This window comes from Pseudomonas sp. TNT3, from assembly GCF_010095445.2.
In the GTDB taxonomy this organism is placed as follows: domain Bacteria; phylum Pseudomonadota; class Gammaproteobacteria; order Pseudomonadales; family Pseudomonadaceae; genus Aquipseudomonas.
In genome coordinates this window covers 43,559-55,543 of sequence record NZ_WFGV02000041.1, presented here as the reverse complement: position 1 = coordinate 55,543, position 11,985 = coordinate 43,559, and the positions used below count along the sequence as shown (strand labels likewise).

8 protein-coding genes are annotated in these 11,985 nt (G+C 58.8%); 4 read left to right on the top strand and 4 right to left on the bottom strand.

The window, feature by feature from the left end; translation table 11 throughout:
- Window positions 1-1,343: 1,343 nt before the first annotated feature.
- The 3 genes from GBC55_RS21690 to GBC55_RS21680 all read left to right on the top strand — a co-directional run bounded on the left by GBC55_RS21690 (window position 1,344) and on the right by GBC55_RS21680 (window position 4,442).
- On the top strand, window positions 1,344-1,673 hold the full coding sequence (locus GBC55_RS21690; RefSeq protein WP_162439487.1) for a DUF6124 family protein: 330 nt from the start codon (window positions 1,344-1,346) through the stop codon (window positions 1,671-1,673).
- Window positions 1,674-2,044: 371 nt separating this feature from the next.
- A complete protein-coding gene (locus tag GBC55_RS21685; protein ID WP_162439488.1) occupies window positions 2,045-3,106 on the top strand; it encodes an RHS repeat-associated core domain-containing protein in 1,062 nt (353 codons plus the stop codon).
- Window positions 3,107-3,320: 214 nt separating this feature from the next.
- Window positions 3,321-4,442 carry an RHS repeat-associated core domain-containing protein gene (locus tag GBC55_RS21680; protein WP_162439489.1) on the top strand — a complete coding sequence of 374 codons (1,122 nt, stop codon included), beginning with the start codon at window positions 3,321-3,323 and terminating at the stop codon, window positions 4,440-4,442.
- A gap of 77 nt (window positions 4,443-4,519) precedes the next feature.
- Here the strand turns inward: GBC55_RS21680 and GBC55_RS21675 are convergent, their stop codons facing one another.
- Genes GBC55_RS21675 through GBC55_RS21660 form a run of 4 tightly spaced genes read right to left on the bottom strand, consistent with a single transcriptional unit; the run spans window position 4,520 to window position 10,145 of the window.
- Window positions 4,520-5,968 (bottom strand): curlin, encoded by a 1,449-nt coding sequence (locus GBC55_RS21675; RefSeq protein WP_162439490.1) that lies wholly within the window; start codon window positions 5,966-5,968, stop codon window positions 4,520-4,522.
- 27 nt (window positions 5,969-5,995) lie between these two features.
- Window positions 5,996-6,457: a curlin gene (locus GBC55_RS21670; protein ID WP_162439491.1), complete on the bottom strand. Its 462-nt coding sequence runs from the start codon at window positions 6,455-6,457 to the stop codon at window positions 5,996-5,998.
- 59 nt (window positions 6,458-6,516) lie between these two features.
- Entirely contained in the window at window positions 6,517-8,763 is a 2,247-nt protein-coding gene (locus GBC55_RS21665) for an Ig-like domain-containing protein (protein WP_162439492.1), read from the bottom strand.
- Between the two features lie 35 nt (window positions 8,764-8,798).
- Complete coding sequence (locus tag GBC55_RS21660; RefSeq protein ID WP_162439493.1) at window positions 8,799-10,145, bottom strand: hypothetical protein; 1,347 nt, start codon at window positions 10,143-10,145, stop codon at window positions 8,799-8,801.
- A gap of 282 nt (window positions 10,146-10,427) precedes the next feature.
- Between GBC55_RS21660 and GBC55_RS21655 the strand changes: the two genes are divergently transcribed.
- Complete coding sequence (locus GBC55_RS21655) at window positions 10,428-11,876, top strand: HAMP domain-containing sensor histidine kinase (RefSeq protein WP_162439494.1); 1,449 nt, start codon at window positions 10,428-10,430, stop codon at window positions 11,874-11,876.
- Window positions 11,877-11,985 lie beyond the last annotated feature (109 nt).

Genomic DNA, 11,985 nt, shown 5'->3' with positions numbered 1-11,985 from the left:
TGGGGCCGCTACGCAGCCCAGCGGGAGCAAGCTCCCTCGCCACAGGAATGAGGAGAGTCAGTTCACCCTGTGGTAGTGAGTCTGCTCGCGATGACGGCAGTACAGACAACAAACCAGCCCCTGCCGCCACACGAACCCCCGTGGCGAGGGAGTTCACTCCCGCTGGACTGCGCAGCAGTCCCATGACCAGCCAACCGGGTTTGCCTGACACACTCATTACATAGGTTTTTTGGGGCCGCTACGCAGCCCAGCGGGAGCAAGCTCCCTCGCCACAGGAATGAGGAGAGTCAGTTCACCCTGTGGTAGTGAGTCTGCTCGCGATGACGGCAGTACAGACAACAAACCAGCCCCTGCCGCACGCGAACCCCTGTGGCGAGGGAGTTCACTCCCGCTGGACTGCGCAGCAGTCCCATGACCAGCTAACCGGGTTTGCCTGACACTCTCCCTGCACAGTTTTTGGGGCCGCTACGCAGCCCAGCGGGAGCAAGCTCCCTCGCCACAGGAATGAGGAAAGTCAGTTCACCCTGTGGGAGTGAGTCTGCTCGCGATGACGGCAGTACAGACAACAAACCAGCCCCTGCCGCCACACGAACCCCCGTGGCGAGGGAGTTCACTCCCGCTGGACTGCGCAGCAGTCCCATGACCAGCTAACCGGGTTTGCCTGACACTCTCCCTGCACAGTTTTTGGGGCCGCTACGCAGCCCAGCGGGAGCAAGCTCCCTCGCCACAGGGATCAGGAAAGTCAGTTCACCCCGTGGGAGTGAGCCTGCTCGCGATGACGGCAGTACAGACAACAAACCTGCCCCTGCCGCCACGCGAACCCCGTGGCGAGGGAGTTTACTCCCGCTGGACTGCGCAGCAGTCCCACTAACAGCCAACCGGGTTTGTCTGATACACCCGGAACACGGTTTTTGGGGCCGCTTCGCAGCCAAGCGGGAGCAAGCTCCCTCGCCACAGGAATGAGGAGAGTCAGACATAGTTGTAGGAGAAAATATCGATGATGTCAGACGGAGTTGTAGGACCAGGATTGAAACTACATCGTCTTGCGTCACTGCCTACAACTACGCCAGAATCCGCCGGCTTGTGCGCCTTGGCCTGGGTCTCTATCGTCCCCGCATCGCTGAAAACTCAGCGATCGGGTTTAGCGACCCGAGTTCAGGACAACAGCACGAAAGCCTTTTTCGCCGTGATATGTATCGGCGATTTAGCGTTATGGCGGCTGTATGTGGGAGACCTTCGGGTCTACCGGGTTCCTGTACCGGTTCGCTAACCTGCATACAGTTGCCACCTTTACCTGTTTAGCGACTGGTCTCGGTGGTTCCAACCCAGACAGGAGCTTCACCATGGTCAAACCAACCCCCAATCCCCCCGAATCAAACCCCGAAAACCCCACCGCCAACCCCGACTCCAGCCTCCACCTCAAAGCCGAAGTCCTGAAAAAAACCACCCCCCACAACCCGGGCAAGATGTACGCAATCGTCGCGGACATGGACACCGAAAGCCTGCTGGCAAACGCCTGCGAGTCATTGGCGTCGGCAAGCATCATGGCCAGCGATTTCGCCACCTTCCTGGAAGGTCCACAGCGCAGCATGTTGCTGGGCATCCAGCAGATCATCATGCTGGCCGACCTGGCCGTTAACCAGGCACTGGACAACCTCGACCCCATAGCCTGAAGGCTCACCCTCCTGGGGGGAGCGAGCTTGCTAGCGATGACGGCAGGACAGTTAACAAGCCTGCCCTGCCGCCACGCGACCGCCTGTGGCGAGGGAGTTCACTCCCGCTGGACTGCGCAGCAGTCCCAAAACCTGCCAGCAGTGTTTGCCTGACACACACACTGGGCATAGGTTTTGAGCCCGCTACGCAGCCCAGCGGGACGGTGCGACGAGCTCCCTCGCCACAGGTATCTCACCTGCAGCGAACAATCCCCGGGCTATCACTTCCAGAAGGGTCGCCACTCCAGCAAACCTAACAGTTCTGATAGTTCCCACCCGTTGCGACCCAGCAGATACTCAAACGCCCTGACCTTGAAAGCTCGGAGCGTCCAATGTCTGTTCAACAAGCCGCGTTGCTTTGCCAGTACCGCTACGATCCGCTGGATCGCCTGATCAACCAAACTCAAACACATGCACCCACGCATCAGCGTTTTTACTGCAAAAGCCGACTGGCCACCGAGATTCAGGGGAGCATGGGGCGGTCCATCGTCCAGCACGGTGGCCAGCTGCTGGCAGAGCAACAGCGAGAGGGCGATGTCATCGATACCACGCTGCTGGCAACTGACCTGCAACGCTCTGTGCTGCATACCCTCGATAAAAGTCCATCGAAGGAATCTTTTACATACATGCCTTACGGCCACCTTCCAAAGGAAAGCGGCTTAACCATCCTGTTGGGTTTTGCCGGCGAACGACATGACACGGTCACAGGTCATTATTTATTGGGCAATGGTTATCGAGCATTTAATCCGGTGTTGATGCGATTCAATAGTCCGGACAGTTGGAGTCCATTTGGGAAGGGTGGATTAAATGCATATGGCTACTGCCTGGGAGACCCGGTAAGTTTTACAGATCCGACAGGTCATATGGTTCCTGTTCTGAATTTGATTACGAAGATGTCGGATATAACCTTGTTAGAAAATATCACCAGTCTCAGTGCGCTTGAGAGTGTTCATTTTGATATCTTTAATAATATTGCAAAATACCTTGATCGGACTGACATGGATAAACTTTCTAGGATTTCCAAGCCTTTGGCTGATCTATCGGAGAAATCCTCGCTCAGCAATCTAAAAACTTACCTGGTGGCTCAACGTAAACTCGGTCGCCCACTCCGCCTTGATTTGAGTTCCACAACTCCATTAGTTGATGATTCTCTATTTGATGCAGGCCTTCGCAGCGTTGATGAGTATCCGATTTTGAGAGGTGTGACTAGCGTTGCGTTGACGAAAATTGATCCGGCTGTTAAGGGGCCGAAAACCCTGGTGGAATATAGTCGCAGTGTCCGAGACGGCGTGAGTAAAGAAATAGGATCTGGTTCTTATTCAAACTATGGCGATTGGGAACAGGCAGTGAATGCTCGTCATGTCGATCACCTTCTTCGATCAATCGAAAATTGATCAGTATTGCACAGTGTCGGTCGATGATTCGCTGATTAGGGCGAAGCCATTTAGTGAGGCATGCTAATAGGTTCTCTTATTGAGCATAAATGATCACAGGTTCGAAAGTTGCGAAGTGGCTACCACCCGGAAAACCTAACAGTTCTGATAGTTCTCGTCTGTGGCTTTCAAGCAGATACTCAAACGCCCTGACCTTGAAAGCCCGGAGCGTCCAGTGTCTGTTCAACAAGCCGCGTTGCTCTGCCAGTACCGCTACGATCCGCTGGATCGCCTGATCAACCAAACTCAAACACATGCACCCACGCATCAGCGGTTTTACTGCAAAACCCGATTGGCCACCGAGATTCATGGCGCTATGGGGCATTCCATCGTGCAGCACGGTGGTCTGCTGCTGGCACAGCAACAGCGAGAGGGTGATGTATTCGATACCACGCTGTTGGCAACTGACCTGCAACGTTCTGTGCTGCAGACGCTCGATAGAAGTCCATCAAAGCAATCCATCGCTTACACGCCCTATGGACACCCTCTTGCTGAAAGCGGGTTAACCAGCCTGTTGGGATTTGCCGGCGAACGACCTGACCCGGTGACAGGGCATTATTTACTGGGTCATGGTCACCGGGCGTTTAATCCTGTGTTGATGCGATTTAACAGTCCCGACAGTTTGAGTTCGTTTGGCAGGGGAGGAATAAATACTTATGCATACTGTTTGGGAGATCCGATTAATCGATATGATCCGACTGGAAATGTTTCTGGCGCTATCAAATCGATGCTTTTGAATTGGCGCAATCGATCATACGCAAACGGACTAAGTAGGCAGAAAGCAGTGCAGTCTTTAGTGGTCACCGGAAGGATGGAGTCGGATGGGAAGGTGTTTAAATTGAAACCGGATATACGGCCTTTGGCAGGCGCAAAAGCGATGGAGCGTTTTGAACTATTAAATAGGGATGAAACCAAGCGGGCGCAATTGGGTTCCAAGTTTTCTGGCGATCTGTTGAAGTTAAGTAGAGAAAGCGAACGGTTAGGAGGACTGTCTGCGCTGTCTACCAGTAGCGCTGAACGGCTTAAATTACTTAACTATATAAAGCGTCGGTCGGGCGAGCAAATCAAGGGGCCTTTTTCTACGCGCAGATTGAATAAGACTCTTGATAATCAATTCGATCCGGCGATTCCGTCGAGTGAGTATCCTGGTTTCAATGCAGCAAATAAATATTACGACGAATTGTTTGATGTTAAAGTGGTGTTAGATAGGGCTGCCTTAAAAATTAGAAATGATCACTTTGAATTAAAAGGGTCTTATGCTCCACAGCTTGCTGGATTGCTTGGGTTATCAAATTAAAGAACAAGGTTTTCGGCGTTATCTAAATAATAAAAAAACCGCGACCCCAAGGCCGCGGTTTTTTTTCGCCTACCCAATCACTGCTGCAAAACAGTCGCCGAGTTAGCCGCCCCAAACTGCTGCACCGTCGCCATCTGGTTCACGCCACTCTGATCCACATTGGCAGTGTTCGCCGTCCCGCCTTGAGTCACGTACGCGACGTTCATGCTGTCGGCCTGTTTAACCGTGATCTGGTTATCGCTGCCATACATCTGATTGGTAAACGCCTGGTTACCGGTGCCCGACTGATCGAACTCGCTGCTGTTACCCGTGCCGTGGGAAGAGCCCTGGACCAGGTTGGTGGTGCCGCGCTGGTCGGCGATGAGGATGTTGTCGCTGCCGTTCTGGTCGAAGTACAGCTCGTTGTAGGAGTCGGCCTGGCTGACCGTGGTTTTGTTGCCGGAACCGGACTGGAGGGTGGTCATGATTTGGCCGACGCCGTCCTGGGTGAAGTTGGCTACGTTGCCATTGCCGGCCTGGGTGACGGTCGCGCGTTGGTTGGTGCCGAACTGGCCACCGGTTTGTGGGCCTTTCCAGTTGCTGGCGTAGACCTTGTTGTCGCTGCCCACCGAGGTGGCATTGAGCACGTGGCTGTCGCCGCTCTGGTAAGTGAAGTGCACGTTGCTGGTGCCTTGCTGGTACAGCGCCAGGGTCGAGCCGATTGATTCGAACTGGTCAGCGTAGATGGCGTTGAGGTCGCCGACTTGCAGGACCTGGGCAACGTTGTTCGAGCCGAAGCTCTGGTCGACGATGGCTTCGTTGGCTCCGCCATATTGATTGACGAGGACCTGGCTGGCGGCCTGGCCGAACTGCCAGACTTCGCTGCCGTTCATGTCGCCAAACTGGTTGATGGTCACGGTGCCACCGACGCCGCTGCGCTGATCGCCATAGGCATAGTTGTTGGTGCCGCTCTGGTTGATCGCGATCTGGCCTCCCGAATGACCTACCTGTTCGGCGGTGCCGTAGTTGGCGGTGCCGTATTGAGTGACGGTAGCGGTGTTGGCGTCCCCCAGTTCCATTTGTTCGATGTTGGCTTCGTTGCTGTCACCGAACTGGAAGGTGAACCCTGACGAGCCTTGCTGGCTGTCTTGGTACAGGAACGAGAAGTTGCCGCTGCCTTGCTGTTGTTGCACGGCCTGGTTGCCGGTCAGACCGATGGACTGGCTGGCATGGGTGGTGTTGAGCGCACCGACTTGCTGCTGAACGATGGTGCTGCCGTCTTCGAACAGCTGCTCGGCGTAGCCGGCGTTGTAGTCGCCGGTCTGGTTCTGGTCGATGCTGCTGGTCGCGGTGTCTTGCACGGCGGCGGCGTCATTGCCTTGACCGAATTGCTGCTGGGTGGCGGTGGCGAAGGGCGCCACGCTTTGTTTGACATTGGCGATGTTGGCATCACCGAATTGTCTCTGGGTCGAGACACTGTCGTCAGCCATGGCCTGGGCACTGACAATGACCAGGATGGCGGCGGTGAGGGGCGTCAGTTTGAACATGATGAAACCTCCAGGTAGTGCAGTGCTTTAGCGATATTGTTTGACCGAAACGCTCATGCCATTGCCGGACTGGGAAACGGCGCTGGAAAGCCCCGTGCCGGCCTGGTCGATGGAGGCGTCGTTGTTTTTGCCGTTTTGGGATATCTGCGCGCGGTTGTGGCTGCCGGTCTGGGTGATCTCGGCGTTGTTGCCCGAACCTTGCTGGTTGATCATTGCCATCAGGTCGTTGCCTTGCTGGAGGATGAAAGCCTCCTGATTACTGCCGGACTGGACGATGTTGCCGAGCAGCGACTGGCCGTTCTGGTTGACCAGTGCCACGTTGGCCTGTCCGTTCTGGTTGATCAGCGCTTGCTGCCCGATGGGCGGCGGCAACTCGCCGAGGTCGGCACCGGGTGCCAGGTCGTCGTTTTCCATCAAATCGTCGGCGCGCACACCCGCACTGCTGCAAAGCAGGAGCAGGCAGAGCAGGGCGGCGGTCGAAGTCTTCATGGCGTTGTCCTGTTGGAAGAGACCCGCCCCATCCACCCGAAGGTCGATGGGGCGAAGGCTCAGTTCGCCGTTACCGACACCGTACGCACGGTGCCTTGGGACGAGGTGATGGTGGCGGTCGGGTTCGCCGACGGAATCACCGTGGTGCTGTTGCTCACCGTCAGCCTCCAGCGACCGGTCACCGGCACCGTGGTGGTGCCCAGGGTGACCGGGCCCGTCGGGGTGCTGACCTGCACGGTGATGGTGTTGCCGGTGGTCACCGATGACGTCCCGGTGAAGTCCCAGGTGAAGCGGTTGTTGGAGCGTGCCGACACCGTGGCCGCAGTCACTGCGAAATTCTCCGCAGCAGGCCGTGGCGAGACTTGTACGGTGACCGTCGCCGGGGCTGTCGACAGGGCGCCGAAGCTGTCCCGGGCGATGTAGGTGAAGGTCGTGGTGAAAGCCGTCGTCACAGTGGCCGGCGGGGTGTAGGTGAGCACCGTACCGTTACTGCTGACGGTGCCGCGACCTGCCGCCGGTTGAGTGAAACTGTTCACCGCTAACGGCACGTTGCCTTCCGGATCGGTATCGTTGGCCAGCACGCTGATCGGTACCGCCACGCCCAGGGTTGCAATGGCATCGTTGACGGCCACCGGTGCCTGGTTAGGCGCCACGGTGATGGTCACGGTCGCCGCAGCGGTCGAGGCCAGGCCTTTGATGTCTTGCGCCTTGTAGGTGAACGTGGTGGTCAGCGGGGCGTTGACCACTGCAGGCGGGGTGTAGATCACTGCAGCCGCGCCGCTCAATGCCACAGTGCCCTGGCCCGCAGCCGGTTGGGTCAGCGCCGTGATGCTCAGCGGCGTGTTGCCGTCGGGATCACTGTCGTTGGTCAGCAGGTTGAGGGTGATGGGCACGCCGAAGCTGGTGCTGCCGGTATCGGCGACGGCCAGCGGCGGCTGGTTTTCTCCGACGTTGGGGGCGCTGCCGACGACCACGACCGGCTCGGTGTCACTGCCGCCCGCAGCGGATTTCACCGTCACGGTAGCGGGTGGCTGAGACAGGTCGGCAATGGTGATTTTTTGCAGAGTGCCGGACTTCGACAGGCGTCCGTAGCCCTGGGCGACCATGTCTGGCACCGCCACTTCGTCAGACGAGGTCGCTTCGATCAGCAGGCTGTGATTACTCCAGCTGTAGCGAGCGGTCTGGATTTTCACGAGGTCCGTGAGCTTGCTCGATACTGCCGTTGGGCGCGTGGTGCCGCTCGGGTTGGTGGCGGTGACCACCACGACCGGAGGCACGGGGCCGTTGGCCAGGCGCTGACCGAAGAACAGCCCGGTGTTGTCGCCCAGCAGCGTGGTCTGGCAGGGGGTCAACGGTGGTCCGGGAACCAGTGCGATGGACTCACGGAAGCACAGGGTCGAGCTGTTGTCTGCCTTGGCGAATACCTCGACCTGGACGTTGCTGTTGCCGCCCGACGTGGTACGCCGGTAAGTCGCGCGATCCAGCTCGACGTGGGTCTGGGCGCGGTTGTCCAGCTTCTTGCCCGAGAGGGTAAAGAGGTTGGTCTGGATGGTGCCTGCTGGACCTGTGATGCGCAAAAAGTTGGTGTCGAAAGGGCTTCCGGTGACCTGCTCGGTGAGGTTCGGGTCGCCGACGAAAGTTTCCACCGAGCCGGTGTCCGGGTTCACCTCGGTGTAGGGACCGTTGACGCTTTGCAGGAAGGGCCCGATGGCACCACCCACGGCGCCGGTGAAGTTGCCGGGAGCACCGATACCGACGTCGCGGGTGATGTTGATTGCCCGGCGTCCAGGTGCGGTGACGTTGACCGTTTCCACGCCATACGGGTGGGTAATGGTGTAGGTACCGGCGGTGGGCACGTTCACCCGGATACGAATCCGCGCGAAGCTTTGCTGATCGCCATCGACAGGATTTTCCGACGCGAATGCCGCTTCAATCCCGGCGACGTAGGCGTCCACGCCATAGCCTGCACCGTTGTCGGCAATAGCGGTCTCGGCGAGGAACCAGAACGCCTCCGGTGGCCAGTTATCCGGGAATATCATCGGCTGGGTGTCGTCGTAGATGCCCGGTTCCGGCAGCAGGGTGCACATGTAGGCCGGTGGTACGGTGGCCGGCACCCGCGAGCTCGCGGCCCGGGACTGGCACAGTTCCATCGACAGCAGATTGTTGTCCTGGTACCACATGGGGAATTTCCCCGTGGCAAAGGTGTAGGGGCCAGGGTCGACGGTCGCGAGTTGCGCGAAGGCGCTGCCGGACAGCGATAGAGTCAGTCCCAGGGCATTGAGCGCCAGGCGTGGCCAATTGTTCATGATGCCTCCTGATGAGGATCTGGGCATGTGGGCGTTCATTGCACGATGACCACTTCTTCGGTGTCGCTGCCGCCATTGGATGACGTCACGCGAACCTTGGCCGGCGGGATTGGCGAGATGCCGGTGGCCAGGCTTTTCACCGAGCCATCGCCACTCAGTGCACCGATCGCTGCGCCGGTGCTGGACGTTGCCGTGAGCACCGGCGGCGATGTTTCATCGCTGGTCGAGGCCTCAAGGGTGAGTTGCCCGGAACTCAGGCTGTACTCGGCACGCTGGATCACCACCAGGTCGGTCAGCGCCATGGGCAGCGTGGTCGGCGTGCTGCTGGCGATGGCGAGGTGGTTGTCGGCGGTCACTTGCAAGGTGGTTGGCAGCGTCGGGTTGACCGAGGACTGCGCGTACCAGTTGCCGGTGGTGTCGGCTTCGCTCAGGTTCAGGACCGGCGTGCTGCTGGTGAGGGCAACGGTGGCCGGTGGCGGTGGCGCCATCACGAAAACGTCTTGTTGGGCGACCGGTGCGCTGTCACCAGCCTTGCGCGAGTAAGTGCTGCGCTGGGTGATCATCGGTGTCGGGCGCACCACGGTCGATAATTTGCCCGAGATGGCAAACACCGTGGTGCGCAGGTCCAGGCCATTGGGCCCTTCGATGCGGATGTAGTTGGTGTTGAACGGGCTGCCGGTGACCGCCTCATTGAGGTTGGGGTCGCCGACGAATTGTTCTGCGCTGCCGGTTACCGGGTTGGTCTCGGTGTAGGGACCGTTGACGCTGCGCAGGAACGGGCCGACGTCACCCTTGAGCGCGCCGTCGTAGGTTTTTGGCGAACCGATACCGATGTCCCGGGTCATGTTGATCGCCCGCCGCCCGGGGGTGTCGATGTTGAACACATCGACGCCGTAGGGGTGGGTGATCACGTAGGTGCCGGCGGTGGGCACGTCGACACGAATCCGGACGCGGGCGAAGCTGACCTGATCACCTTCCACCGGTTCTTCGGCGGCGAAGGCCGCTTCGATGGCTGAGCCATAGGCCAGATCGATGCCCCTGGCCGCATCGACGATTGCACCGTCAGCGGTGAACCAGAAGGCTTCATCGGGGAAGTTGGTGGGGAAGACCACCGGTTGCGCATCGTCGAAAACCCCCGGCGTCGGCAACAGGTTGCACATGTAGCTCGGGGCGCCCGGTGCACCGGGTACGCGAGAGCTCACGGCCTTGGACAGGCACAGGTCGAGAGTTCGACCATGCGTGTCCTGGTACCAGGCGGCGAAGCCACCGTTGTCGGGCAAGTAGGGTCCGGGATCGACCGCAAACAGCGCCGCCTGAGCGACACCTTGAGCTAGAGCACTGACGACCAGGACGGCCGCCGTTTTGGACAGTAAAGGGTGCATGAGTATTCCCTCTATCGGAGACCTGTCCCTGGGGGATGGGCCAGTTAAGAGGGGTTTTGGCAACTTCCATACCAACACACAAAAATCGCCCGCACAGCCCCGGCGTACAGGCTTGCGCTGGTACACGGAAGGCTTTCTGCGGAAAAACCCGACGGGCCTCTGTCCCCACAGTTGGGGGTAGATGGGGGCGGGGGGGATTGGGGGGGCGGCAATCCCCGGAATCGGGCAAACATCAGCGAGTGGGCTATAACCCTATAGGGGAATCCACCAGGAATGTCGTCGATGAATTTGCCAACTCAAACGCTCCAGGCCGAGCAGGGCGATGCCCGTGTGAGCACGCGAAAGCAGCCGTTCAATCTGCTGCGCTGGTTTTCGCTGATCAGCCTGGCGGTGATCGGCACGGTGGCAGTGGCGCTGGGGGCGGTGTCGACGCGGTTTGTTATTACCGAGAGCGTGCAGCGTGATGCGTTGCTGACCTCGCAGTTCATACAGGCGATCGCGTCGGCCGAAGTACGTCATGTCTCGATCCCTCACGTGCGAACCATGGGCGAGTTGCTCGATCCGCGCCAGGACAGGAATTTTCCCGACGTCGATCCGCTGGCACGCGCGGCGGCTCGCGGTGAGTTTCTGGACCACATCGAGCATTTGCCGGACGTGATCCTGGCCAACATCTATGCGCCTGACCGCACCGTGATCTGGTCGACCAACCCGGCCTTGATGGGCACCGCGATCCACTCCGATGAAGACCTGGAAGAAGCGTTCAAGTCCAGGATTCCGGTATCTGCCAGTTACCATGACGTCGACAAAACGCGCATGGAGCAGAAGTTCGTCACGCCACCGGAATACATCTTTATTGAAAACTACATTCCGCTGTTCGATGCCGACGGTGACAAGGTCACGGCGATGGTGGAGATCTACAAGGAACCCAAGGACCTGATCGATCGCATGGAGCGCGGACTGCTGTTGATCTGGCTGGCCACCGCGTTGGGTGGTGGCCTGATTTACCTGGGGCTGTACTGGATCGTGCGGCGCGCGGCGATTTTGCTGGCGGCGCAGCAGAAGCAATTGATCACCAACGAAACCTTTGTCGCCCTGGGTGAAATGTCTTCGGCGGTGGCCCACAGTTTGCGCAATCCGTTGGCAACCATCCGCTCCAGTGCCGAGCTGGCCCTGGAGTTCGACGCGGGCGCGGCGCGCAAGAACATCAATGACATCATCGGTCAGGTGGACCGGATGTCGAAATGGGTGAGGGAGCTGCTGCAATCCTTGCGTCCGCTCAATGATGAAGCGGAGTCGGTGAACCTGGTTGCGGCGTTGCACGACAGCCTGATGGCGTTCGAGCAGCAGATCGCCAAGGCCTCGATCCAGGTTGAGTTCGCGCCCGCGACGACCCCCATGGTGCTCAGCCAGCAGGTGCAGTTGTCCCAGATCCTCAACAGTGTGCTGTCCAACGCACTGGAAGCCATGGACAAGGGCGGCACGCTGAGCATCCGGCTGGAGTCGACCGACGATCAAACGGTGAGCGTGGTGGTGAGCGACAACGGCAAGGGCATGACGGCGGAGCAACGCAAGATGGCGTTCCGTCCATTCTTCACCACCAAGCAAGGCGGGCTGGGCGTTGGCCTGGTATTGGTCAAGCGGATCATGGAGCGGTTCGGTGGCTCGGTAACCCTGGAAAGCCGTGAGGGCGAGGGCACCTGTGTCCGTCTGACGTTCAAACTTACCCCCTGAAAACGGGTGCGAACTTTCCCCGGTAGCGGGTGTCATTCCCCAGTCGTTTTTTCAGTCGTGGCACATTGATGTTGTTAAGCCATTGTTTTGTTGAGTATTAATACTTTTG

Excerpts from the sequence above, each read along its gene's own strand:
- GBC55_RS21685 (WP_162439488.1), top strand. The coding sequence starts at position 2,045 with ATGTCTGTTCAACAAGCCGCGTTGCTTTGCCAGTACCGCTACGATCCG.
- GBC55_RS21690 (WP_162439487.1), top strand. The coding sequence starts at position 1,344 with ATGGTCAAACCAACCCCCAATCCCCCCGAATCAAACCCCGAAAACCCC.
- GBC55_RS21660 (WP_162439493.1), bottom strand. The coding sequence starts at position 10,145 with ATGCACCCTTTACTGTCCAAAACGGCGGCCGTCCTGGTCGTCAGTGCT.
- GBC55_RS21675 (WP_162439490.1), bottom strand. The coding sequence starts at position 5,968 with ATGTTCAAACTGACGCCCCTCACCGCCGCCATCCTGGTCATTGTCAGT.
- GBC55_RS21670 (WP_162439491.1), bottom strand. The coding sequence starts at position 6,457 with ATGAAGACTTCGACCGCCGCCCTGCTCTGCCTGCTCCTGCTTTGCAGC.
- GBC55_RS21655 (WP_162439494.1), top strand. The coding sequence starts at position 10,428 with ATGAATTTGCCAACTCAAACGCTCCAGGCCGAGCAGGGCGATGCCCGT.
- GBC55_RS21665 (WP_162439492.1), bottom strand. The coding sequence starts at position 8,763 with ATGAACAATTGGCCACGCCTGGCGCTCAATGCCCTGGGACTGACTCTA.